Origin of the sequence: Rhizobium gallicum bv. gallicum R602sp, from assembly GCF_000816845.1 — a bacterium.
Lineage (GTDB): Bacteria > Pseudomonadota > Alphaproteobacteria > Rhizobiales > Rhizobiaceae > Rhizobium > Rhizobium gallicum.
Genome location: NZ_CP006880.1, coordinates 1,070,904 through 1,095,440 on the forward strand (window position 1 = coordinate 1,070,904; position 24,537 = coordinate 1,095,440).

The 24,537-nt window shown below is 59.6% G+C and carries 23 protein-coding genes; 11 read left to right on the plus strand and 12 right to left on the minus strand.

Annotated elements, in window-relative coordinates; all coding sequences use genetic code 11:
• The first annotated feature begins 5 nt into the window (after positions 1–5).
• Positions 6–887 (plus strand): 3-hydroxyisobutyrate dehydrogenase, encoded by an 882-nt coding sequence (gene mmsB / locus RGR602_RS28235; protein WP_040116539.1) that lies wholly within the window; start codon positions 6–8, stop codon positions 885–887.
• Here the strand turns inward: mmsB and RGR602_RS28240 are convergent, their stop codons facing one another.
• The 8 genes from RGR602_RS28240 to RGR602_RS28275 form a co-directional block, all read right to left on the minus strand.
• On the minus strand, positions 888–1,655 hold the full coding sequence (locus tag RGR602_RS28240; protein WP_040115353.1) for a fumarylacetoacetate hydrolase family protein: 768 nt from the start codon (positions 1,653–1,655) through the stop codon (positions 888–890).
• 82 nt (positions 1,656–1,737) lie between these two features.
• The gene (locus tag RGR602_RS28245; protein WP_040115354.1) at positions 1,738–3,120 is read right to left on the minus strand and encodes an FGGY-family carbohydrate kinase; all 1,383 of its coding nucleotides are present in this window, start codon (positions 3,118–3,120) and stop codon (positions 1,738–1,740) included.
• A complete protein-coding gene (rhaM, locus tag RGR602_RS28250; protein ID WP_040115355.1) occupies positions 3,117–3,437 on the minus strand; it encodes an L-rhamnose mutarotase in 321 nt (106 codons plus the stop codon). The genes RGR602_RS28245 and rhaM overlap by 4 nt, the downstream gene beginning before the upstream one ends.
• Positions 3,434–4,444, minus strand: coding sequence for an ABC transporter permease (locus RGR602_RS28255; protein ID WP_040115356.1), 1,011 nt, complete (start codon positions 4,442–4,444; stop codon positions 3,434–3,436). Before RGR602_RS28255 ends, rhaM begins: the two co-directional genes overlap by 4 nt.
• Positions 4,441–5,442, minus strand: coding sequence for an ABC transporter permease (locus RGR602_RS28260; RefSeq protein ID WP_040115357.1), 1,002 nt, complete (start codon positions 5,440–5,442; stop codon positions 4,441–4,443). Before RGR602_RS28260 ends, RGR602_RS28255 begins: the two co-directional genes overlap by 4 nt.
• 9 nt (positions 5,443–5,451) lie before the next feature.
• Positions 5,452–6,987, minus strand: a complete 1,536-nt coding sequence (locus tag RGR602_RS28265) for a sugar ABC transporter ATP-binding protein (protein WP_040116540.1) — start codon at positions 6,985–6,987, stop codon at positions 5,452–5,454.
• Positions 6,988–7,060: 73 nt separating this feature from the next.
• Complete coding sequence (rhaS, locus tag RGR602_RS28270; RefSeq protein ID WP_040115358.1) at positions 7,061–8,056, minus strand: rhamnose ABC transporter substrate-binding protein; 996 nt, start codon at positions 8,054–8,056, stop codon at positions 7,061–7,063.
• 51 nt (positions 8,057–8,107) lie between these two features.
• On the minus strand, positions 8,108–8,920 hold the full coding sequence (locus RGR602_RS28275; protein WP_040115359.1) for a DeoR/GlpR family DNA-binding transcription regulator: 813 nt from the start codon (positions 8,918–8,920) through the stop codon (positions 8,108–8,110).
• 196 nt (positions 8,921–9,116) lie between these two features.
• Between RGR602_RS28275 and RGR602_RS28280 the strand changes: the two genes are divergently transcribed.
• Positions 9,117–11,213, plus strand: a complete 2,097-nt coding sequence (locus RGR602_RS28280; protein ID WP_040115360.1) for a bifunctional rhamnulose-1-phosphate aldolase/short-chain dehydrogenase — start codon at positions 9,117–9,119, stop codon at positions 11,211–11,213.
• A gap of 4 nt (positions 11,214–11,217) precedes the next feature.
• On the opposite strand, the gene RGR602_RS28285 is transcribed toward RGR602_RS28280, so the two are convergent.
• Positions 11,218–11,376 carry a YqaE/Pmp3 family membrane protein gene (locus RGR602_RS28285; RefSeq protein ID WP_040116541.1) on the minus strand — a complete coding sequence of 53 codons (159 nt, stop codon included), beginning with the start codon at positions 11,374–11,376 and terminating at the stop codon, positions 11,218–11,220.
• Positions 11,377–11,455: 79 nt separating this feature from the next.
• On the opposite strand from RGR602_RS28285, the gene rhaI reads away from it, so the two are divergent.
• Positions 11,456–12,748, plus strand: a complete 1,293-nt coding sequence (gene rhaI, locus RGR602_RS28290; RefSeq protein WP_040115361.1) for an L-rhamnose catabolism isomerase — start codon at positions 11,456–11,458, stop codon at positions 12,746–12,748.
• A 50-nt stretch (positions 12,749–12,798) separates the two neighbouring features.
• Here rhaI and RGR602_RS28295 read toward each other — a convergent pair whose 3' ends face one another.
• Positions 12,799–13,257, minus strand: coding sequence for a carboxymuconolactone decarboxylase family protein (locus tag RGR602_RS28295; protein ID WP_040115362.1), 459 nt, complete (start codon positions 13,255–13,257; stop codon positions 12,799–12,801).
• A gap of 113 nt (positions 13,258–13,370) precedes the next feature.
• On the opposite strand from RGR602_RS28295, the gene RGR602_RS28300 reads away from it, so the two are divergent.
• The 6 genes from RGR602_RS28300 (at position 13,371) to RGR602_RS28325 (ending at position 19,564) form a co-directional block, all read left to right on the plus strand.
• Positions 13,371–14,246, plus strand: coding sequence for a sigma-70 family RNA polymerase sigma factor (locus RGR602_RS28300; RefSeq protein ID WP_040115363.1), 876 nt, complete (start codon positions 13,371–13,373; stop codon positions 14,244–14,246).
• A gap of 156 nt (positions 14,247–14,402) precedes the next feature.
• Entirely contained in the window at positions 14,403–15,929 is a 1,527-nt protein-coding gene (locus tag RGR602_RS28305) for an ABC transporter substrate-binding protein (RefSeq protein ID WP_040115364.1), read from the plus strand.
• Between the two features lie 82 nt (positions 15,930–16,011).
• Entirely contained in the window at positions 16,012–16,953 is a 942-nt protein-coding gene (locus RGR602_RS28310; protein ID WP_040115365.1) for an ABC transporter permease, read from the plus strand.
• On the plus strand, positions 16,953–17,822 hold the full coding sequence (locus tag RGR602_RS28315) for an ABC transporter permease (protein ID WP_040115366.1): 870 nt from the start codon (positions 16,953–16,955) through the stop codon (positions 17,820–17,822). The genes RGR602_RS28310 and RGR602_RS28315 overlap by 1 nt, the downstream gene beginning before the upstream one ends.
• Entirely contained in the window at positions 17,823–19,031 is a 1,209-nt protein-coding gene (locus RGR602_RS28320) for an amidohydrolase/deacetylase family metallohydrolase (protein WP_040115367.1), read from the plus strand.
• Positions 19,032–19,051: 20 nt separating this feature from the next.
• Entirely contained in the window at positions 19,052–19,564 is a 513-nt protein-coding gene (locus tag RGR602_RS28325; RefSeq protein WP_082046710.1) for a RidA family protein, read from the plus strand.
• Positions 19,565–19,576: 12 nt separating this feature from the next.
• Here the strand turns inward: RGR602_RS28325 and RGR602_RS28330 are convergent, their stop codons facing one another.
• Positions 19,577–20,416: an IclR family transcriptional regulator gene (locus tag RGR602_RS28330; protein ID WP_040115369.1), complete on the minus strand. Its 840-nt coding sequence runs from the start codon at positions 20,414–20,416 to the stop codon at positions 19,577–19,579.
• 102 nt (positions 20,417–20,518) lie between these two features.
• Here RGR602_RS28330 and RGR602_RS28335 point away from each other — a divergent pair, with 102 nt between their 5' ends.
• Both RGR602_RS28335 and RGR602_RS28340 read left to right on the plus strand, forming a co-directional pair.
• Positions 20,519–21,715: an aminotransferase class V-fold PLP-dependent enzyme gene (locus RGR602_RS28335; protein WP_040115370.1), complete on the plus strand. Its 1,197-nt coding sequence runs from the start codon at positions 20,519–20,521 to the stop codon at positions 21,713–21,715.
• Between the two features lie 36 nt (positions 21,716–21,751).
• Entirely contained in the window at positions 21,752–23,590 is a 1,839-nt protein-coding gene (locus RGR602_RS28340) for an ABC transporter ATP-binding protein (protein WP_040115371.1), read from the plus strand.
• Between the two features lie 696 nt (positions 23,591–24,286).
• Here RGR602_RS28340 and RGR602_RS28350 read toward each other — a convergent pair.
• Positions 24,287–24,505 carry a hypothetical protein gene (locus tag RGR602_RS28350; protein WP_040115373.1) on the minus strand — a complete coding sequence of 73 codons (219 nt, stop codon included), beginning with the start codon at positions 24,503–24,505 and terminating at the stop codon, positions 24,287–24,289.
• Between the last annotated feature and the right edge of the window lie 32 nt (positions 24,506–24,537).

Below are 24,537 nucleotides of genomic sequence, written 5' to 3' on the forward strand. Positions count from 1 at the left end.
CCATGATGACACGGATCGCATTTATCGGGCTTGGCAACATGGGCGGGCCAATGGCGGCCAATCTCGTCAAGGCCGGCCACGAGGTGACGGGCTTCGATCTCGCCGCGCCGGTTCTCAAGGCGGCAGAGGAAAGCGGCGTGACACCTGCGAGCCACGTGAGCCAGGCTGTGGCCGGTGCCGAGACCGTCGTCACGATGCTGCCGCAAGGTAAACACGTGCTGACGGCCTGGCCGGACATTCTCGCTTCCATTCCCGCCGGAACGCTGGTGATCGATTGCTCGACCATCGACGTCGAAAGCGCGCGCAAGGCCCATGCGATGGCCAAGGCAGCAGGTTGTCTTTCGCTCGACGCCCCCGTCTCCGGCGGAACGGGCGGGGCTGCGGCGGGAACGCTGACTTTCATGGCGGGTGGCTCGCAGGAGAGTTTCGCCAAGGCCAAGCCGATCCTTGAAGCCATGGGCAAGAAGATCGTTCACTGTGGTGAAGCGGGCGCTGGGCAGGCGGCCAAGATCTGCAACAATATGATCCTCGGGATTTCGATGATCGGCGTCTGCGAGGCTTTCGTGCTGGCTGAAAAACTCGGCCTTTCACACCAAGCGCTTTTTGATGTTGCATCGACATCGTCCGGTCAGTGCTGGTCCATCAATAGCTATTGCCCGGTGCCGGGACCGGTTCCGACCTCGCCGGCCAACAATGCCTACAAGCCGGGCTTTGCCGCTGCCTTGATGCTGAAGGATCTGCGCCTTTCGCAGGAGGCGGCACTGTTGAGCGGCGCATCGACTCCGCTTGGTGCCGAAGCCGCGCAGCTTTACGCGCTCTTCGAAAAGCAGGGCAATGGCGGAAGGGACTTTTCCGCCATCATCGAGATGTTTCGCAGCAAGGTCTGATCATTTCGCGACGAGCGAAAGATGAAGCTTGCTTGTCTCGCCGAGAAGGATGTCGATCTCGCCCGGCGAACTAAGTTCGATCGCGCCACAGAGGGTACCTGTCGTAATCAGCGCGCCTGCTTTCAGCGAGCTTTCCGGCCGCAACCTGTCATTGGCGTAGCCGACAAGCCAGGTGAGCACGTCGCCCGTCGGATGCTGTGCGGGGGCATCGTAGACCGGCTGGCCGTTGAAGGTGACTTTCATTGGCGTTCCGGTCGCTGTGTCGATGAGTGTTTTCGGCACGGGCGGACCAAGCACATAGCCGCTATTGCCGAGGCGATCGGCAAGGAAAAGCAAAAAGGAAGCCCTGCCGCCTTCTTGAATGGCGGAAACCAGGAGTTCTGCGCCGAGATGGACGGTCGCAACTGCATCGGCGACTTCGGCCCGGCTGTAGCCGCTATCGCGGATGGGCAGATCCGTGCCGAGCCGAATGGCAATCTCCGCTTCAAATTTCATGCCTTCCGCCCAGGGAATTTCGGCGCCGGAAAGGGCTTCGATATAGGGATGAAGCGGCGCAGCCACAGCCTGGTCATCCGGCGAGGTCGCCACTTTCCACGCATTGCTGGTAATGCCTTGCCCGGCGGCGAGGAAATTCTGCGCGTCCATGGCGTGGCGCAGGTCGGTCGGAAGTGCGAAATCGGCAGTCGGCACTTGCTTGCCCGCGTTGTGGAGGCTGTAAAGTCGCGCGGCAAGGGCACGCGGATCGAAGACCGCGTTTGAATCCGTCATAATATTTCCTCCGCCTGTTTTTGAACGACCCGACATTAGCTGCCGGCATAAGATGAGGTAAAGCGCACGGATGGAAAGACCGCTATTCCATCGCTGCGTACCAGGCGCAGCGATAGTTTTTGAGACCGGTAATCGCGGCCGGCGTGAAACATCTTTCCGGACCGGGCGCGGGTCTGATACCGGTAAGCAGTGCGGCGCCCTGGCTGGTGCCGGTCGAGCCCGGCAGCGCGATCACGTCCCGTTCCATCAATGCCGCGAGAACCTTGAGATACGTCTCGTTCAGCGCGAACGGCCCTTCGACGATGACAGGTCCATCGGCGCCGATGAGGCCGAGGCAGGCCTCGGTCATCAACGTGAGGTAGAGGCACATGGCGGCGTAGCGTTGCGCAGGGCTTGCGCCATCGGCATTCAGCCAGTGCCTTTTGCGGTCGGGAAAGGGGCCGGAGCCGGGGGCCACGTTCGGCAGCAACATGAGGTTTCCTGCAATGACCGGGCCGAGTGCTGCGGCAACGTCCTTAAGCGGAACATTGCCGATTTCTGCGGAAAGAATTTCGAACTCACGGCCGCCCATGAAGCGGGAGGACGGCACGGCCCGACCATAGGCATCGACATTGGCGAGCGCATCGCGCTTCGCGTCGAGATGGGTGAGATCGCCGCCGACGCCGAAATTTACAACCCATGTGCCGGTCGAGACAACCGTAAAGGGCGCCGTGCGCGCGACGAGATGCGGCAGCAGCGAGGCGTTTGAATCATGGATGCCGCAGTAGACCGGGATTTCTGTGGCCAGGCCGATCTCGGCGGCTATGTCCGGCAGGACGTGGCCGAGCGCGTCGAAAGCCGAGCGGATCGGCGCCATGAGATTGCGAATGCCGAGCCGATCGACAAGCGAGGAATATTCGCCTGTTTTTGGGTTCCACAGATCTGTATGGCAGCCGAGCGAGGTCAGTTCGTTAGCTGTAACGCCCGTCAGCCGTGCCGCCCAATATTGCGGATAGGTGACGATCGTTGCCACCTTCGCGAATTCTTCCCTAAAGGCCGTCTTCTGATAATGAAGCTGGGCGCCGACATTCAGCCCCATCGACTGGCGCGGTGAATAAGTCTCCTCGAAGGGAGGGCGCAGCGCCGTATAGGCGTCTCGGATCTCTTGCGGATATTCATGTTCGTAATCGAGAACCGGCATCGCAAGCTTGCCGTCTGCGCCGAGCAGTGCTGCTGACGCGCCATGGGTCGTGATCGAAATTGCATCGAAACCCGGCTTTGCCGCGAAAGACTTCAGCGCGTCGACCGCAAAACCCCAAAGGTTCTCGATATCATAGCGCGGATAGATGCCGGACCGGATGACTGTATTCGCCGTCTTTGCGGCTGCGATTTCCGTGCCGGTTTGGCTGTCGAGCACGACAACTTTTGCATTCGTCTTGCCGATATCGAGAACGGCGATACGGCGGTAACCGGGCGGTTTGCTCATGGCATGTGGAAGACGGTAACGAGGTCGCTCTGGAGCGGTGAATTGTCCGGATTTGTTTCCATGATGTCGGCCATATGGCTCCACCACCTTTTCATCAGGGGATGTTCCGGCAGGCTCGCCATCGTGTGATCTTTCGGCCGCGTCAGCACGCCGAAGAGCGTGTTCGTCTCGCGGTCGAGATGGATCGAATAGTCGCTCGCGCCGGACTTGTGCAGCAGCTCGACGAGCTCCGGCCAGATCTCGTCGTGCCGCTTCCTGTACTCGGCTTCCATGCCTGGATTGAGCTTCATCTTGAAGGCGTATTTTTCAACGGTCATTTGGAACTCATGGCTTTGATACGTCGGGCGATAATCGGAATGGCAATGGTGATGATGAGCAGCAGGCCGATGAAGATCGACATGACGATGCCCGGAACGTTGAGCAGGCCGAGGCCGAAGGTAACGAGGCCCATGACGAAGGCTGCGATGACGACGCCGCCGATCGTGCCCGAGCCGCCGAGGATCGAGACACCGCCGAGCACGACCATGGTGACGACTTCGAGCTCCCAGCCCTGCGCAATCGAGGGACGGGTGGAGCCAAGGCGCGAGGTGAGGCACACCGCTGCAATACCGCTCATGACACCGGTCAGCATGAAGAGGATGAATTTCACGCGTTCGACCGGAATCCCGGAGAAGCGGGCGGCAAAATCGTTATTGCCGATCGTATAGACCTGGCGGCCAAAGTTCGTGGCGTGCAGCAGGATGGCGAAGAGAATCGCCAGCACGAAGAACAGCACGAATTCGAAGGAAAAGACCCAGAAGACATAGCCCTGGCCGAAGTAGGCGAAATCGGCGGGATATTTGCCGTAGGCCTGGTCCCCCAGCACAATATAGGAGATGCCGCGGAAGAGGCTCATCGTGCCGATGGTGACGACGATCGACGGCAGTTTCAGGACGGAGACGAGGACGCCGTTGAAAACTCCGCAAACCAACCCCGTGCCGATGCCGATCAGCACGAGGCCCGGTGTCGCGATGCCGGCCTGTGCGGCCGCCCCCATGGCCGTCGATGCAAGCGCGATGATGGCTGCAACCGATAGATCGATCTCGCCTGCGATCACAAGCAGCGCCATGGCAAAGGCGATCATCGCTTTTTCGGTGAAATTGAAGGTTGCGTCCGAGAGGTTCCATGCATTCAGGAAGTAGGGCGATGCCATGGAATTGAAGACAAAGATCAAGATGGCAACGCCGAAAAGCAGCACTTCCCAGCTGGCCATGATGCGGCGGAACGGGGTGCCGAGACGATCGGGAATGACGCGCTTTTCGGTTGGGGCGGAAAAGGTGCTCATGGGACGACCTCGGCTGGAGTTTCTGCAGCTGCCTTGTCGCGCAGGATGATACGGCCGCGACTGCGCTCGCGACGGGCATTGAAGACGACGGCAAGGATGATCACGGTGCCTGAGATCGCCATCTGTGTGAAGGGCGAGATGCCGATGACGGGAAGCGCATTCTTGATGACGCCGAGGAAGAGGGCGCCCAGCACCGTGCCGATGACTGACCCGACACCGCCGGCGATAGAGATGCCGCCGATGACGCAGGCGGCGACGCTGTCGAGCTCGAAACCGCTGGCGATATCAACATAGGCGACCGCGTAACGCGAGACCCACAGGTAGCTTGCAAGGCCGGCGAGCGCACCGGACAGCACGAAGGCCAGGAATTTCGTCCACCCGGTATCGATTCCCGCGTAGACGGCCGCCGTCGGGTTGCCGCCAGTCGCATAGGCCGATCTGCCGAACTGGGTATATTTCAGCAGAATATACATCAAGAGCACGATTGCGATCCCAACCCAACTGAGAACCGGCAGGCCGAGGATCGGCGTGCGGGGCACGGAAAGGAAGGTCGGTGTCATCTGATGGGCGTTCACCCAGGCGCCGCCGGAGAGCACGAAGGCCATGCCGCGATAGATGGTCAGCGTCCCGAGCGTGACGACGATCGGGGGGATTTCAAGGGCCCAGACAAGAAAGCCGTTGATCGCACCGAGGCAGGCGCCGATCGCAATCGCTGCAAGGATCAGGACGACCAGCGGCAGATCGGGAAAGGCGGCATTCATCATCGCGATTGCCATGCCGGTGAAGGCGAGATTAGCGGCGACCGAAAGGTCAATCGATTTCGTAAGGATAACGGTCATCTGCGCGAGCGCCAGTATGATGAGGATCGAGGTATCGTTGAAGATGCCGGCGAGGTTTGAGGGCGTCGCAAAATCTGCAGCGCGCGCCGAAAAGACCGCGATCATCAAGACGATGATGAGGAAAAGCAGGGTTTCGCGTTTTCTAATCAGTCGTGCCATTCCATTACCTCATGCATTTCCGGTCGCTGCGCGCACCAATGCCTCTGGCGAAAGCTCCGCGCGCTCAAACAGACCGGCCGACAACCCTTCCTTCATCACCAGGACACGGTCGGACATGCCGATGATTTCCGGCAGTTCAGAGGAGATCATGATGATGGAGAGCCCTTCGGCGGCAAGCTCGCTGATGAAGCCGTGGACCGCCGCCTTGGAACCGATATCGATGCCTTTGGTCGGCTCGTCGAGGATGATGACCTTGGGCTGCGTCGCCAGCCATTTTCCGATGACGACTTTCTGCTGATTGCCGCCAGACAGCGTGCCGACGGGGACGGACAGTGCGGCTGCGCGAAGGTCCAGCCGCTCGGCGTATCTACGGGCGAGCGCAAATTCGTTGGCGGCCTTCAGGAAGCCCTTGCGCGACGTGCGCGTCAGTGAAGGCAGCGTCATGTTCTGATAGATGGGCATCGGCAGCGCCAGGCCGTGGCGGCCACGCTCTTCCGGCACATAGACGATGCCGGCACGGATGGCATCGAGCGGCGATGCCATCGAAATTCTCTTGCCGTCGAGCATGAGCCTGCCGGAAAGCGGCTTGGTGATGCCGAAAAGCGATTGGCAGAGTTCCGAACGACCAGCGCCGATCAGGCCATAGACGCCGAGAATTTCACCCTTGCGAAGCGTGAAGGAAATATCGCGGAATTCCGTTCGGTGACAGTAATCCTGGACTTCGAGAACGGGGCCGCCAATCTCTACCGGGAACTTCGGAAACACGTTCTCGACATCGCGGCCGACCATGAGCTTCACGATCGCGTCCTGCGGCGTCTCCTTCAGCCTGCCGTCTCCGACGGCGCGGCCGTCGCGGAAGACGACGAAGTTGTCGGCAATCTCGTAGAGTTCGTCGAACTTGTGGCTTATGAAAAGAATCGCCTTGCCCTTTTCCTTCAGGCCCTGAACGATGCGGAAGAGATCGTCGATCTCCTTGCGCGAAAGGGCAGCCGTCGGCTCATCCATGATGACGATGCGGGCCTCGATCGAAAGAGCGCGGGCAATTGCCACCAGATGACGCTGCGCGATCGAGAGGTCCCTCAGGCGGATCGTCGGATCGATGCTGCTTTCGAGTGACGTCAACAGCTCTTTCGAGCGGCTGTTCATCGCCTTCCAGTCGATGGTGCGGAATTTTGTGCGCGGCGCATGGCCGAGGAAGATGTTTTCGGCAACCGTCAATTCGTCGAAGAGGACAGTTTCCTGATGGATGGCAGTGACGCCCGCATCGATTGCGGCCTGCGCACTGGCGAAGGCGACGGGCTGGCCGTCGACGATGATTTCGCCTTCGTTCGGCCTGTAGATGCCGGTCAGGATCTTAACGAGAGTGGATTTGCCTGCGCCGTTTTCGCCGATCAGCGCGGTCACCTTGCCGGGATAGAGTGCGATGCTGACCTTGTCGAGCGCCTTTACGCCGGGAAAGATCTGCGAAATGCCCCGCATTTCGAGGATGGCGGGCGCATCTGCGGCCTTGCGGTCTGTGGCGGATTGTTGAAGGGCAGTGTTCATCAGCGCTTTACCGGTGTCGAATGAGAAATCCCGGCGGCCCAAGGCCGCCGGGCTTTATGCGTGATGGTTCACATCAGAAGACCTTGGAGAACTGGTCGATGTTCGAAGCGTTATAGACGAACGGATCTGCCATTGCGGCCTCGCCGTTGTCGCCAACCTTGATCTTGCCCATGCGCCCGGTTTCGATCTCGCTACCCGGTTTGCCGTCGGTTTCACCCTTGACGAGGCGATAGGCGATCTGCGTGGCCGAATAGCCGAGGTCGATCGGGTTCCAGATGGCGAATTCCTTCGTGGCGCCCGACTTGATCGCGCCGGCCATTTCGGAGGGCAGGCCGAGACCCGTGACATAGACCTTGCCGACGAGGCCCTTGTCTTCCACGACCTTGGATGCCGCCAGAACGCCGACCGTCGTTGGAGCGACGATGACCTTTACATTCGGGTTGGACTTCAAGAGGCCTTCGGCTTCGCGGTAGGACTTGTCGGAAAGGTCGTCGCCGTAAACCGTAGTGACGAGGTTCAGACCGGGGAAGTCCTTGAGCTGCTTCTTCATCTGATCGATCCAGATGTTCTGGTTCGTCGAGGTGGTCGTCGCCGAAAGGATCGCGAAATCGCCCTTGCCGCCGTCGAGGTGATTTTGCGCCAGGGTCAGGCACATCTTGCCGATCAGCTCGTTGGACGATGGGTTGAGCTGTAGGATGCGGCCTTCAGGAGCAACGCCGGAATCCCAAGAAATGACCTTGATGCCGCGCTGGGTAGCCTTTTTCAAAGCCGGAACGACTGCGTCCGGGTCGTTCGCCGAAATCGCGATGGCATCGACGCCCTGTGCGATCAGCGAATTGATGACTTCGATCTGGCCCTCGGCCGTCGTCGAGGTCGGGCCGGTATAAATCACTTCGACGCCGCCGAGCTCCTTGGCGGCTTCCTGGGCGCCCTTGTTGGCGGCGTCGAAGAAGCCGTTGCCGAGTGACTTGACGACAAGGCCGATCTTCATGTCGGCAGCACTGGCCGTGCCTGCCATCATGGCGACGGCGAGTGCGACGCCCACCGCGAGTTTCTTTGCGAGTTTCATGCTTTCATCCTCCCACGTTGATTGAGACTAACTACACCTGGTCGTCGCTTCTCAGGCGACCGACGAGGAATCCTCCTTCACCGATTGCAGGCCAGCGCTCGCGACGACGAGCTTGATGCCTGCATCCTCCATCATCTTGGCGGAATCTTCCTGGATGCCGTCGTCGGTGATGATCGTCGAAACACGGTCAAGCGGGCACAGAATGAGGCTCGACCGGCGGCGGAATTTGCTGGAATCGACCATCACGACGAGTTCGTCGGCCTGATGCATCAGCTTCTGTTCGCTTTGAATGATCTGTGCGTCGGATTCCATGATGCCGAGCGGGCCGACGCCCTGGGCCCCGATGAAAAAGCGGCGTGCATAGAAATTGCGGATGGCGTCATTGTCGAACGGCGACAGAATGAGGCTCTGTTCACGGTAGATCACACCGCCCGGCACCGTCACCGTATTCTTGGAATGTTTTACCAGATGTTCGGCGATCGCGAACGAATTGGTCATGACTTGCATGCGGTGTGCCGACATGAAGTGCACCATCTGAAACGTCGTCGTGCCGCCATTGATGATGATCGCATCGCCCGGGTCGCACAGATCCACGGCGGCGCGCGCAATTGCGCGCTTTTTATCGATATTGACCGATTCTGAAACCCTAAAAGGACGTCCCGCAAGATTGCCGAGCTGCGGCGGATGGACGGCTTCTGCGCCGCCGCGCACGCGGCGGATCTTGCCCTGCACATGGAGAGCCGCGATGTCACGCCGGATGGTGGCCTCCGAAGCTTCGGTCAGCTCAGCAATATCCTGGATCGTGACGACCGACTTTTCCTGGACCGCGCTCAGGATGATGCGATGGCGTTCGCGTTCGTGCATTTGGCTCCTCCCTGTCCGTATTTATTTCGTATCCGTTAAAAGCTGTCAATCAAAAACGATCACAAATTTTCATATTGCGATGCACAATAATTGTTTTTGATCGTTTTCGATTGACAATATGCATTTTGATGAGCGATACCGTCACCGGATACAGCGTGGTTTTGGTCTGCGCATCAGGCACACAAGGGAGGATGACATGGCGGCCACCGTCCGGCTTCTTGAGAACCGTTGGGATGATTCTTACGCAGCGGGGCTCGATGAACCCGGTAAGCTGCTTTATCGCTCGAACCTCCTTGGCGCTGATAAGCGCATCACCAATTACGGCGGCGGCAATACTTCGGCAAAGGTGATGGAAACGGATCCACTGACCGGCGAGAAGGTCAAGGTTCTTTGGGTCAAGGGATCTGGCGGCGATGTCGGAACCATTAACCTCGACGGCTTTGCGACGCTCTATCAGGACAAGCTTGATTCGCTTAAGAGCATCTATAAGGGCGTCGAAGACGAAGATCGCATGGTCGGCTTTTTGCCGCATTGCACCTTCAACCTGAATTCCCGCGCCGCCTCGATCGATACGCCGCTGCATGGATTTGTGCCCTTCACGCATGTCGACCACATGCATCCGGACGCCATTATTGCGATCGCTGCAGCCAAGAACTCCAGGGAACTGACGAAGCAGGTCTTTGGCGACGCGATCGGCTGGCTGCCGTGGCGCCGCCCGGGCTTCCAGCTCGGTCTCGATCTTGAAGCGTTCGTCAAGGCGAACCCGGATGCCAAGGGTGTCGTCCTCGAAAGCCACGGCCTTTTCACCTGGGCGAACGACGCCAAGGCCTGCTACGAGCTGACGCTCGCCATTATCAACAAGGCAATCGAATGGTTCGCCCAGCAGACTGAAGGCAGGACGATCTTCGGCGGCCAGGCGACCCAAAGCCTGCCAGTGGCTGAACGCCGGGCCATCGCTGCCCGCCTGATGCCGGAAATCCGCGGGCGGATCGGCAAGCAGGAACGCAAGCTTGGCCATTTCGATGATCAGGACGGCGTGCTCGAATTCGTCAACTCGAAGAATCTCCGCACCCTCGGCGCACTCGGTACCAGCTGCCCGGACCACTTCTTGCGTACCAAGATCCGCCCACTGATCCTCGACTTCGACCCGGCAAGACCGGACGTAGAGTCGAGCGTTGCCGGTCTCGACAAGGTGCTGGAAGACTATCGTGTCGATTACGCGCGCTATTACAATGACTGCAAACACGGCAACTCACCGGCGATTCGAGATGCCAATCCGGTCATTTTCCTCATTCCCGGCGTCGGCATGCTGTCCTTTGCCCGTGACAAGGCAACGGCTCGCATCGCGAGTGAATTTTACGTCAACGCCATCAACGTGATGCGCGGTGCGTCGACGGTCTCCGAATATCAGGGTCTGCCTGAACAGGAAGCCTTCGACATTGAATACTGGCTCTTGGAAGAGGCAAAGCTGCAGCGCATGCCGAAGCCGAAGAGCCTTGCCGGCAAGGTGGCCTTTGTCACCGGCGGAGCCGGCGGCATCGGCCGTGCGACGGCGGCCCGTCTGGTAGGCGAGGGCGCCTGCGTGGTGCTTGCCGATATCGATGAGTCGGCACTGGCGGCGACGGAAGCCGATTTCGTGAAGAGGTACGGTGCAGATGCGGTGCGCAGCGTGAAGCTCGACGTCACCAAGGAAGATGCCGTGGTCTCGTCCTTTGCCGAATCCTGCGTCGAGTTTGGCGGCATCGACATCCTCGTTTCGAACGCCGGTATTGCGTCCTCAGCGCCCATCGAAACCACCGAGCTTTCGATGTGGAACAAGAATATCGATATTCTGACAACCGGCTATTTCCTGGTATCGCGCGAAGCCTTCCGCCTGTTCCGTCGTCAGAACCTCGGCGGTAACGTGGTCTTCGTCGCCTCCAAGAACGGCCTTGCCTCCTCGCCGAATGCGGCTGCCTATTGCACGGCGAAGGCCGCCGAGATCCATTTGGCCCGCTGCCTGGCGCTGGAGGGGGCAGAAGCAGGCATTCGGGTGAATACCGTGAACCCGGATGCGGTGCTGCGCGGATCAAAGATCTGGAACGGCGAGTGGCGCGAACAGCGTGCGGCTTCTTCGAAGATCGAAGTGGACGACCTGGAGGAACACTACCGGAAGCGCTCGATGCTGAAGCTCAACGTCTTTCCTGAAGATATCGCCGAGGCGATCTATTTCCTCGCGTCGGATCTTTCGGCGAAATCCACCGGCAACATCATCAACGTGGATGCCGGCAACGCACAGAGCTTCCCGCGCTAGGAGTCTACTTCCGCAGTATAACCCAAATTGCATGGATGATCCCGGGCAGGTAGCCGCAAAGCGTCAGTAGGATATTGAGCCAGAAATGCAGGCCGACCCCGACCTGCAGGAAGACACCGAGTGGCGGCAGGATGATCGCGAGAAGGATGCGGATAACGTCCACTAGCGCCTCTTTGGTGGGTGAGGAATAAAGCAATAGAACGCAGAACAGGGCCTATGGTTCGTGTCTCAGGGAGGATTTGATGGCCGAGTTTAAGATTGCGCAGCATCTGATTGCCGAGGAAAATGCCAAGCGGGCGGCGGCTCTCGAAGCCGATTACGACGCGCTCGGCGCAAGCCTTGGACGCCGCGGTATTGATATCGACGCCATTACGACAAAGGTCGCAGCATTCTTCGTGGCTGTTCCTTCTTGGGGCGTCGGGACGGGTGGCACGCGCTTTGCCCGTTTTCCCGGCACCGGAGAACCGCGTGGCATCTTTGACAAGCTGGACGACTGCGCCGTCATTCATCAGCTGACGCAAGCAACGCCGACAGTTTCGCTCCACATCCCCTGGGATAAGGCTGATGCCGGCGAGTTGAGGGCCAAAGGCGATGCGCTCGGTCTTAGTTTCGATGCAATGAATTCCAACACGTTCTCGGACGCGCCAGGTCAGAAGCGCTCTTATAAATATGGCTCGCTCAGCCATACGGACGCCGCGACACGACAGCAGGCCATCGAGCACAATCTGGAATGCATCGAGATCGGCAAGGCGCTCGGCTCAAAGGCGCTGACGGTCTGGATCGGCGACGGCTCGAATTTCCCCGGCCAGAGCAACTTTACCAAGGCATTCGAGCGCTATCTTGCGGCGATGGCGGAGATCTACAAGGGGCTGCCTGACGACTGGCGGCTGTTTTCCGAGCACAAGATGTACGAGCCGGCCTTCTATTCGACCATCGTGCAGGATTGGGGCACGAACTATCTGATCGCGCAGACACTCGGGCCGAAAGCCCAGTGCCTCGTCGATCTCGGTCATCATGCCCCGAACACCAACATCGAGATGATCGTCGCCAGGCTGATTCAGTTTGGCAAGCTTGGTGGTTTCCACTTCAACGATTCGAAATATGGTGACGATGACCTCGATGCCGGTGCGATCGAGCCTTACCGTCTATTCCTCGTCTTCAATGAGCTGGTCGATGCCGAGTATCGCGGCGTGAAGGGCTTTCATCCGGCTCACATGATCGATCAGTCGCATAATGTCACTGACCCGATCGAAAGCCTGATCAATAGCGCCAACGAAATCCGCCGCGCCTATGCGCAGGCCCTGATCGTCGATCGCGAGGCGCTGGCCGGCCATCAGAATGACAATGATGCGCTGATGGCGACGGAAACGCTGAAGCGCGCGTATCGCACCGATGTCGAGCCGATCCTTGCCGAAGCGCGTCGGCGCGCCGGCGGCGCTATTGATCCGGTCACGGCTTATCGCGCCAGCGGCTACAGGAAAAAGGTTTCCGCCGAACGTCCGGCCTCCGTGGCTGGCGGCGGCGGTATCGTCTAGGCCTCCCAAGGCGCCCTGGCCGCCGCTTCAACAGCGGCGGCCAGGGGACCTCAAGGCTTCCATTCGCCGGCGATCTGGCGCGTCGCGACGTTCAGCCGGTTCCAGACATTGATGTTGGCGATGGCGATGACGAGGGCCGCAAGGCTCTTGGCGTCGTAATGGCGTGCCGCCTCGTCCCAGATTTCGTCCGGCACCGGATCGGCGCGGTCGCTGACGCGGGTGACGGCTTCGGTCAGCGCCAGGGCCGCGCGTTCTGCCGGGCTGAAATAAGGCGTCTCACGCCAGGCGGAAACGGCAAAGAGGCGCTCGTCGGTCTCTCCGAGCCTACGGGCAATGCGGGGATGACCGTCGACGCAGACACCGCAGCCATTGATCTGGCTGGCGCGCAGGTTGACGAGCTCGAGCAGCGTTGGCGAAAGGCCGCACTTTTGGGGAATATTCCCGAAAGCGAGCAGCGCCTGCATGGCTTCAGGGATGACGACGGCCGGATTTCCCATTCTCGATTGCATGATATGTCTCCTTGCTATGTTTCAGCGAATGACGTCGCCGGCCGCTTGTCTGTCACATCGGCCGGAATTCGTTCGTCATGGTGGTGACGTAACGCGATGAAGGAATGTGACCGATGGACGAGAAGAAATTTCTGGCGGACGAATTCGAGGCCAACCGCGCGCATCTGAAGACTGTCGCCTACCGCATGCTCGGCTCGCGTGCCGAGGCGGAGGATGCGGTGCAGGAGGCATGGCTCCGGCTCGGCCGCTCGAACACAAGCGAAGTCGGCAATCTCGGCGGCTGGCTGACGACGGTCGTGGCGCGCATCTGCCTCGATATGCTGCGCTCTAGGAAATCCCGGCGCGAAGAACAGCTCGATCCGCCGGTGCATGAAAAGATCGCCGATACCGCGAAGTCCGCCGACCCCGAGCGGGAGATCGTGCTGGCGGACTCCGTCGGCGTCGCGCTGCTGGTCGTGCTGGAACAGCTTGCGCCGGCAGAGCGTGTCGCCTTTGTCCTGCATGACATGTTCGATCTGCCCTTTGACGAGATTGCGCCCGTCATCGGCCGCACACCGGAAGCAACCCGGCAGCTCGCAAGCCGCGCCCGCCGCCGCGTGCAGGGGACGACCGAGGCGCCCGAGGCCGGCATCGAGCATAAGAAAGAGGTCGTCCGGGCATTCCTCGCCGCCTCGCGCGACGGTAATTTCCAGGCGTTGCTTGCTGTTCTTCATCCCGATGTTGTCTTCGCGCCTGATGCGACGGCGGCTCGTTTCGGCCATGCCGGCGCCCTGCACGGCGCGCAAGCGGTTGCAACGACATTCAACGGGAGGGCGCGGGGCGCGCTGCCGGCTTTCGTAGACGGCGGCTTCGGTTTCATCGTTCGCATCCAGGATCAACTGCGCATCGTCGTCAAAATCGGTTTCGATGGCGAGAAGATCGCCACGATCGAGGCGATCGCTGATCCTGATCACATTGAGCGGATCGAATACCGCCTGTTCGACAGATAGGTGCAGCCCGGCTTGCGAAGGCGCGCGCAGCCCTGCGCGCGCCTTCGCATTTCTGCGGACAGGTCCACATTCCCGGTTGACAGGACCACTATGGCCGATATTCTATTATAAAGACTTATATAACATAAATATGGAACAACAAACCGGGAGCATGAAATGAAGACTCTAGTCGCATTCCTTCTCGGCACGGCACTCGTCGCCTTGCCGACCCCACTGATGGCGCAGGAAAAAGGCGGTATCATCAATGTCGCGACGATCGGTGAGCCGCCGACGCTTGATCCGATGTCCTCGACTGCCGACCTCGTGGGGATCGTCACGCAGCACATCTTCGAGACACTCTATACCTTCGGCAAGAAATGGAACGTCACACCGCTTCTGGCCGAGAGCCTGCCCGATATCAGCGCGGACGGTAAAAGCTACACGATCAAGCTGCGCACCGGCATCAAGTTCCACGACAACAGCGACATGACGTCGGAAGATGTCGTTGCATCGCTCACCCGCTGGACAAAGATCGCCTCGCGCGGCAAGCAGGCTGCAGGCTTCATCGAAGCGATCGCCGCAGTCGATCCGGCAACCGTCAAGATCACGCTGAAGCAGCCCTACGCGCCTCTGACCTCTCTGCTTGCCTTCAATAATTCCGCCGCAATCATTATTCCTTCCGACAAGCAGGACGAGCCGATGAAGGATTTCATCGGAACCGGCCCCTACATGCTGAAGGAGCGCAAGGCCGACCAGTATATTCAGCTCGTTCGCTTTAGCGGCTACAAGTCACGCGATGGCGAGAGCGATGGCTATGGCGGCGCGCGTCATCAGTATCTCGATGAAATCCGCTTCGTTCCGGTGCCGGATCCGAACACCCGCGTCGAGGCTGCCGTCTCCGGCCAGTATGACTATGTTGATTCCATCCCGGTCGAATCCTTCGACAAGCTGAAGGCATCGACGGCCTCACAGCCGATCATCCTCAAGCCCTTCGGCTATCCGGTCTTCGTCTTCAATACCAAGGAGGGCATTGCGAAGAACATCGAGGTCCGCAAGGCGATCCGCCAGGCCCTCAGCATGGAGGACATGCTGGCCGCTGCCTTCGGCAGCACGGATTTCTACACGTTGGACGGCGATATCTATCCGGAAGCCTATTCCTGGCACACGGATGCCGGCGTCGAAGGCAACTACAATGTTGCAAAGCCCGAAGTGGCTGCCGAAGCCTTGAAGAAGACGGGCTACAACGGCGAACCGCTGCGTATCCTCACCAGCCGGCAGTATGAATTCCACTACAAGATGGCGCAGGTTGCAGCGGAGTATCTGAAGCTCGCGGGCTTTACCGTCGACATGCAGGTCGTCGACTGGGCGACGCTGACGCAGCGCCGTGCCGATCCGAAACTCTGGGACATTTATATCAGCCACAGCCCGTTCCTGCCGGAGCCGGCGCTGATCGGCTCGCTCTCGACCAGCTCGCCGGGGTGGTGGGATACGCCTGCCCGCAAGGCTGCCGTCGATGCCTTCACCTCAGAAGTCGATTCTGCCAAGCGCATCGAACTTTGGGCCAATGTCCAAAAAGCGATCTATGAAGATGCGCCCTTCATGAAGATCGGCGACTTCAACGCCGTTTCGGCGGAATCGAACAAGCTCGAAGGTGTCGATCCGGCTCCCTGGCCGTACTTCTGGAACGCTTCGATCAAGAAGTGACGATTGATCCTCGGGATGCCGGTCCTGCCGGCCGGTATCCCTCTTCGACGGTGCCCGGTTGGGCACAGGGGACCGCAATTCAATGATCCGTTACATTCTCCAGCGCCTCTTCGGGATGGTCGTCGTGATGTTCCTCGTCGTCACGATTGTCTTTGTCATCGTGCGCGTCACGCCAGGTGATCCGGCAGCCGTCATGCTGGGCCCAGATGCAACGCCTCAGGATATTGCCGAGCTTCGCGGTCGCCTCGGGCTCGATCAGTCGCTCGTGGTGCAATATGTCTATTACATCAGTCAGCTCCTCAGAGGCGACCTCGGGCAATCGATCTTCTTGAATATGCCGGTCACCGCAGCCCTCCTAGACCGCGCCGAGCCGACCTTTTTCCTGACGGTGTTCTCGCTGGCGATCGCCTGCGTCATCGCGCTGCCCATCGGCATTTATGCTGCCTATCGCCGTGGTTCCTTCGTCGATCAGGCGGCCACGACGCTTGCAATGTTTGCGGCAAGCATTCCGAGCTTTTGGCTCGGCCTGATTCTGATGCAGTTCTTTGCCGTGCGCTTCAACTTCTTTCCGGTTTCCGGCTATGGCGGACCAGGCGCGAACTTCTTTGGGCGCATGTATCACCTGACGTTGCCAGCCTTTGCGCTCGGTATTGTTTCCTCGGCGCTGATCTTGCGTTTCACACGTGCCTCGATGCTTGATGTGCTCGGCGACGACTATATCCGCACGGCACGCGCCAAAGGCCTGATCGAACGGCGGGTGATCCTCAAGCACGCCCTCAAGAACGCGTTGATCCCGATCCTGACTGTTATCGGGTTGACTGCGGCGGTGCTGATTTCAGGCGCTGTCGTGACCGAAACGGTCTTCGGCCTTCCAGGTGTCGGCAATCTGGTCGTTTCGGCGGTCCTTCGCCGCGATTACCCGGTCATCCAAGGAGCGCTGCTCATCATTGCAGCCCTCTACGTGCTGATCAATTTTGCGATCGACATGCTCTATCTTTTGGTCGATCCGAGGGTGCGCTACTGATGACGGATATTGCAACACGGCCTGCCTTAAGCGAGGGCAGCAAGTTTCTCCGGCGTTTTCTGAAGCGCAAGACCGTTGCCTTCGGCGTGCTCATCCTCACAGTCTTCGTGCTCCTGGCAATCCTTGCTCCATGGGTCACTCCTTATTCCCCCTCCAAGCTTTCGATCGTCAACCGGCTGAAACCGCCGAGCGGACTGTTCTTCTTTGGAACGGATGAATTCGGCCGCGACGTCTTCTCGCGAACGATCTTTGCCGGGCGCCTGTCGCTGCTCGTCGGCGCTGCCGTTGTCGTGCTTTCGGCGTTGATCGGGGTGAGCCTCGGTCTGCTTGCCGGTTTCTTTAAGCAATTCGACACGCCAATCGCCCGGCTGATCGACGCGATGATGGCCTTCCCGGACATTCTGTTGGCGATCGCGCTGGTCGCAGCCCTCGGACCGTCGCTGACAACGGTCATCATCGCGTTGTCGATCGTGTATTCGCCACGTCTTGCCCGTATTGTCCGTGCATCGACGCTGGTCATCCGCGAACTGCCCTATGTCGAGGCCGCGCAAGCACTCGGTATTTCGACCTTCCATATCATGACCCGGCATGTCCTTCGCAATCTGCTTTCGCCGATCCTGGTGCAAGGCACCTTCCTGTTTGCAAGCGCCATGCTGGCTGAAGCCGGCCTTTCCTTCCTGGGCCTAGGCGTCAGCCCCGAAATCCCGACCTGGGGAACGATGATCGCCGCCGGGCGGCAGTATATCGGCCAGGCCGACTGGATGACGCTGTTTCCGGGCGTCGCCATTGTTCTTTCCGTGCTCTCACTGCAGATGGTCGGCGACGGGCTGCGCGACATGCTCGATCCAAAACTTCGAAAGGACCTTTGAATGACCGGGGAACAAGCGCGCAAGCCGCTCCTCCTCACCAATGTGAAGCCTATGGCCTTCGGTGCTGAAACCCCAGGCAGTGCAGTCGATATCCTCATCGACGGCAACGGCCGAATCGCGCAGGTCGGTCCGCAGCTTTCAGTCTCTCACGAGATGATCTGCGTCGATGGCAAGGGCGCCTGGATTTCACCGGGCTGGGTTGATCTCCACGTCCATATCTGGCATGGCGGCACCGATATCTCGGTCCGCCCATCCGAATGCGGTGCCGAGCGCGGCGTAACCACGCTGGTCGATGCGGGTTCTGCCGGTGAAGCCAATTTCCACGGTTTCCGCGAATATATCATCGACACAGCGCGCGAGCGCATCAAAGCCTTCCTGAACCTCGGTTCGATCGGTCTCGTCGCCTGCAACCGCGTCGCCGAATTGCGGGACATCCGCGACATTGATCTTGACCGCATCCTTGAATGCTATGCTGAAAACAGCGAGCACATCGTCGGCATCAAGGTGCGCGCCAGCCACGTCATCACCGGCTCGTGGGGTGCGACACCAGTAAAGCTCGGCAAGAAGATCTCCAAGATCCTCAAGGTTCCGATGATGGTGCACGTCGGCGAGCCACCGGCTCTTTATGATGAAGTGCTGGAGATCCTTGGTCCCGGTGACGTCATCACCCATTGCTTCAACGGCAAGGCCGGTTCGAGCATCATGGAAGACGAGGACCTTTTCGATCTCGCGCAGCGTTGCGCGGGCGAGGGCATCCGCCTCGACATCGGCCATGGCGGCGCCTCCTTCTCCTTCAAGGTCGCGGAAGCCGCAATCAAGCGCGGCCTCTTGCCCTTCTCGATCTCGACGGACCTGCATGGCCATTCGATGAATTTTCCGGTTTGGGATCTGGCGACGACCATGTCGAAGCTGCTCTGCGTCGGCATGCCTTTCGACAAGGTGGTGGCAGCGGTCACGCATGCGCCTGCCTCCGTCATCAAGCTTTCGATGGAAAACCGGCTTGCCGTCGGACAGCGCGCCGATTTCACGGTCTTCGATCTCGTCGATTCCGATGTCGAAGCCACCGATTCCAACGGCGACGTTTCCGTTCTTATGAAGCTGTTCGAGCCTCGCTATGCGGTGATCGGCAGCGAGGCAATTGCCGCAAGCCGTTACATTCCGCGTGCCCGCAGGCTCGTGCGTCACAGCCACGGTTATTCCTACCGCTAAGAGCCAGAACAGAAATCCGCATGACAGGAGTTTGCGTGAACACGTCTCCAGCTAACGCCAAGCCGGCAAGCTCACCCTATGAAAGGCTTGCTGCGCTCGGTATAGAGCTTCCGCCCGCGCCGCCGCCGATCGCCCATTTCGTGACGCATGTGCTGGAAGGTAATATTCTCTACCTCTCCGGTCAGGGGCCGCGCGAGGCCGACGGCTTTCTATATTCTGGCAAGGTCGGCGCTGAGATCGGCGTCGAAGATGCCTATAGACATGCGCGTCTCACCGGCATCAATCTTCTTGCCGTCATGCATGACGCGCTTGGCGATCTTTCCCGGGTAAAGCGCGTCGTGAAGCTGCTCGGCATGGTTAACGCCGTGCCGCAGTTTGCAGACCATCCAAGCGTCATCAACGGATGCTCGGATCTCTTCGTCGACGTTTTTGGAAAAGACACCGGCAGCCATGCCCGTTCGGCGGTTGGCTTCGGCTCGCTGCCGGGTAACATCACTGTCGAAATCGAGGCGATCATCGCCTTGCGTGATTGAAGAGGGGAAAGCCTAGTGGTTGCGCCAGCCCATGATCTTTTCGATGCGTTCGGCCGATGTTCGCACGTGCGCGGTATAGTGGTTCTCGTCGGAAAAGGCCTTCTGTTCTGGAAGGACAATGGAAATGGTCGCGACGCATTGGCCATCTCTGTCGCAGATCGGCGAAGCGATGCAGGCGACCGCATAGTCGGACTCGCCGGCCTGGATCGACAGGCGAGACTGAAACGCCGCACCCGCCGAGGCGGAAAGCACGCCGGGGTCCATTTCGGCACGGCCGGTCGGCGAAGATTTGGCGCAGCGCTTGAAAAGTTCGAAGCGCTCCTCTTCCGGCAGGTGGCCGACAAGCAGGCGACCCGATGCGGTCCAGTTCAGCGGAATGCGCGTGCCGACACGCGAAGCGACCTGGAAATGGCTCGGGCCGTCAGCCATGGCAAGCACGAGCATATAGTCGCCGTCGCGGCCGCAAACCTGAACGGTTTCACCCGCCTGACGGCAAAGATCGTGCATCTCATGCATCGCGACGCTCATGAAATCGAGCGAGCGGGCATAGGCAAGACCGTAATGGTAGAGCCGCGAACCGAGCCAGATCGTGCCGTCGCCATTGCGCGTCAACATGTTCTTTTCGACCAGATCATCAACGATGACGTAGACGGTCGAGAGCGGCGCCTTCACAGCCTTGGCGATTGCATAGACTCCCGTCGGAGAGCCCGTTTCGTAAAGGTGATCAATGACCTGCAGCGCGCGGTCGATACCGCTTACCCGCGAGCGACGTGCGCCCTTACCCCCGGGTTCTTCAATGGGCGGCTCGTCTTCGGAGTAAATTACTGATGGTGTCTTGCCGTCCAATTCCACGCTCCTCGTATGCGGGCATGAGTCTATTACATTACTATGGGATAGCCGCTAAGGATACAAGCTGCAACACTCGCCATCTCGACATTCAATCTGGAGATACACATGTCTGATGACATTCGCGCGTCGATCGGCCTTCGTCCGGTCATCAACGTTTCCGGCACGATGACCAGCCTCGGCGCATCGATCGTCGTCCCCGAGGCAATCGCGGCCATGTCGTCGATCCTGCCGCAATTTGTCGAAATCAACGACCTGCAGCGCAAGGCCAGTGCCGTCATTGCCCGGTTGACGGGTGCCGAAGCCGGTTTCGTGACGGCATCCTGCTCCGCGGGCATTTCCCTGGCCGTCGCAGGTGCCATCACCGGCAACAACCTGCTGGCGATCGAGAAACTGCCGAACGTGACGCCAGAAAAGAACGAGGTTCTGGTGCAGACGGGCCACGTTGTGAGCTATGGCGCACCCGTCGATCAGGCGATCCGCCTTGCTGGGGCCAAGGCGGTGCTGATCGGTCAGGCGACATCGACCCATCGTTTTCACATGGAAAATGCAATCACCGAAAGGACGGCTGCGGCCGTCTACGTCGTGTCGCACCATGTCGTCGACTATGGCCTTCTGAACCTCAAGGAGTTCGTCGAGATCGCCCACGCCAAGGGCGTGCCGGTCATCGTCGATGCGGCGTCGGAGTACGACCTGCGTGTTTTCCTGGAGCAAGGCGCGGATATCGCGCTCTATTCCGGTCACAAATTCCTCGGCGGTCCGACCTCGGGCATCGTCGCCGGCAAAAAGGAACTGGTACGCAACGCCTTCCTGCAGAACATGGGCATTGGCCGCGGCATGAAGGTCGGCAAGGAAAGCATTTTCGGCGCCATGGCCGCCCTGGAGGCTTGGGAAATGCGTGACCACACCGGCATTCGCGAGCGCGAAACGGGCTACCTCAATCTCTGGAAGCGGATGTTGGACGACCGCCCCGGCGTAACCGCGCTGATCGAACCCGATCCGACCAAGAATCCGCTTGATCGCCTGCGCGTCATCCTCAAACCGGAGGAAGCCCATATCACCGCCTGGGATTTGGCCGACGCGCTGGCGCGCGGGACGCCGCCGATCATCGTCCGCGACCACGAGGTCGAGCATCAGTATTTCTATCTCGACCCCTGCAACCTGCACCCAGGCCAGGAAAAGATCGTTGCAAGCCGTTTGGCCGAAGAACTGGACAAGGCGCACGCCTCCAACGAGATCATCGCAACGCCTATCGAAATCCGCGGCAAGCACCGGTTCGACGCTGTGTTGCGTTGGCCGGATTGATCTTTCCGGCTTTCAGGCATCCAAGAGGAACCAAACATGGCAGGCTTTCAGGTGCAGACGATCCAGCAGGCAGAAGCCGTTCTCTCCGTCGAGAATCTCACGACGTCGTTTCTGGTCGAGGGCGAGTGGAAGCCTGTCGTCCGCGATGTTTCCTTCCGCGTGGCGCCGGGCGAAACGGTTGCAATTGTCGGCGAGTCGGGTTCTGGCAAGAGCGTCACGTCGCTGTCGATCATGCGGCTACTGCAGCCGGATACGAGCCGGATCGAAGGCAAGATCATGCTTGGCGACCGCAATCTGCTGGCGCTTCCGGAAAGTGGCATGCGGCAGGTGCGCGGCAATGACGTCTCGATGATCTTTCAGGAGCCGATGACGAGCCTCAACCCGCTCTTTACGATCGGCGACCAGATTTCCGAAGCACTGCTTTGCCATTCGGCCATGTCGAAGACCGAAGCACGAGCCGAAGTGATCCGGCTTCTGGAAAAGGTCCGCATTTCCTCCGCTGCCTCGCGTTTCGATGAATATCCGCACCGTTTTTCCGGCGGCATGCGTCAGCGCGTGATGATCGCCATGGCGCTTGCCTCGAAACCGAAGCTGCTGATTGCCGACGAACCGACGACCGCGCTCGACGTCACCATCCAAGGGCAAATCCTCGATCTCATCAAGATGCTGCAGGAGGAGGAAGGAACCTCCGTTCTCTTCATCACCCACGACATGGGCGTTGTTGCCGAAATAGCCGACAGAACTGTGGTGATGTATCGCGGCGAGCAGGTTGAAACGGGGGCAACGGCCGACATCTTCCATCGCGGCCGCCACCCCTACACCCGTGCGCTGCTTTCCGCCGTGCCGGTGCTGGGCTCAATGCAGGGGCACGTAAGGCCGCTGCGTTTTCCCGTCGTCAATGCAGCGACAGGCGAATGCGACATTCCGGCGGAAGTCGGCGACACGGTTGCTGCTTCTGCAGGGCCGGTCTTGGAGGTGCGGAACCTCACCAAGCGCTTTGATATCCACTCTGGTCTTTTCGGCCGTTTGACCGGACGCGTGCATGCCGTTGAAAACGTTTCCTTCGATCTCTTTTCCGGTGAGACGCTGTCTTTGGTCGGCGAATCCGGCTGCGGAAAATCGACGACCGGCCGCGCCATAATGCGGCTGATCGAACCGCAGAGCGGGTCCGTGAAGGCCGATGGCAGGGACGTGCTGGCACTCGACAAGAACGGAATGCGCGAGATGCGCAAGACCGTACAAATGATCTTTCAGGATCCGTTCGCCAGCCTCAATCCGCGCATCCGCGTCGGTGCAGCGATCGCCGAGCCTTTTCTTGAACACAAGATGGGAACGGCAAAGCAGGCCAAAGAGAAGGTCGCCGACCTTCTGGAAAAGGTCGGCCTTTCAGCCGATATGATGGCGCGCTTTCCGCACGAGTTCTCCGGGGGCCAGCGTCAGCGCATCTGCATTGCCCGGGCGCTGGCGCTCGATCCGAAGGTGATCGTCGCCGATGAAAGCGTCTCGGCCCTCGACGTCTCGATCAAGGCGCAGGTCATCAATCTGATGCTGGACCTGCAGCAGAGCCTCAACCTCGCCTTCCTGTTCATCTCGCATGACATGGCCGTCGTCGAACGCGTCAGCCATCGTGTTGCGGTCATGTATCTCGGTGAGATCGTCGAGATCGGCCCGCGCGCTGCTATCTTCGGCAACCCGCAGCATCCTTATACGAAGATGCTGATGGCCGCCGTTCCCGTGCCCGATCCCGATCGCCGGCGCGAGAAGCGGATGGCGGCCAATGACGAGATCAAAAGTCCGATCCGGGCAGTGGACTACAAGATCGTGCCGCTTCAGTACCATACGGTTTCGCCGGGGCACCTGGTGGCGATCAGCTAGATCAGCTCCTTCCCGATCCCCAAAATGTCTCCAGCTTCAGCCGTTGCGCGATCAAGGGTGAGCACCGTGGCGTGGCGGTGATCGCCTCTCGAAGGAAATCAAACGCCTATATAAGACTCGTTGGTGTTCCTCTTCCAGTTGGCGTATTCGATTTTGAGCGCGATCGCCGAGGCGACTTTGGTCAAAGACCAATCGCTAATCAGGAACACCTGCTCGGGTGTGCATCGCTCGAAGACGGCGCTTGCGCGATCGCTGGCTTCCTCGTTTCGTCAAGACAGCAACGATGAGGGAAGTGTCGAGATAGAACATCAGTAGTGATCGGTATCACGCATTTGGCGGACAAAGTCGCCTGCGCTTATCTCCTGCCGCGGGGCGACGCGCGCAGCGCCTTCAATTGCTCTTCGTCACCCGGCTTTTTGGCTTTCGGATTCGTTATAATCTCTGCCACCGGCTTGCCGCGTTTCAATATCTGCACGGTCTCGCCCGCATCATGCGCTGAACCGGTTCACACAGATGCGCCTTCACGTTCGCCAAGTGACTCGGGTGATCACGAATTGACCATCTGGATGTCATATTACGGGAAAATGTGCCCGGACGCAGTTATTGGACGCCCCCCAGGTGGCGCAAATACAGCGAGAGCCGCCGTTGGGGGAAGACGGCAGCTCTCGCACGGGGCAGGGAAGGTCCCCGGGGAAGTCAGCAAAAGCAGGAAACCGTCGTCGGGTTCACGCCGGCGCGATTGGCGATCGCGTTGATGAAGCCATCTACCTTGGAGGCATTCGGTTCGCGTTTGCGGGCTGCCGTTTCCAGGAGTTGCTTGAAATCATCAAGCTTCACGCCATCGGCGCGCATCACCATGGCAATCAGCGGGTCGCGAAGAGCTTCGGATATCGTGAGGTCACTGGTCTTTCTCATGGTTCGTCCTCCTTTCGTGGGCGGTCGCCCGT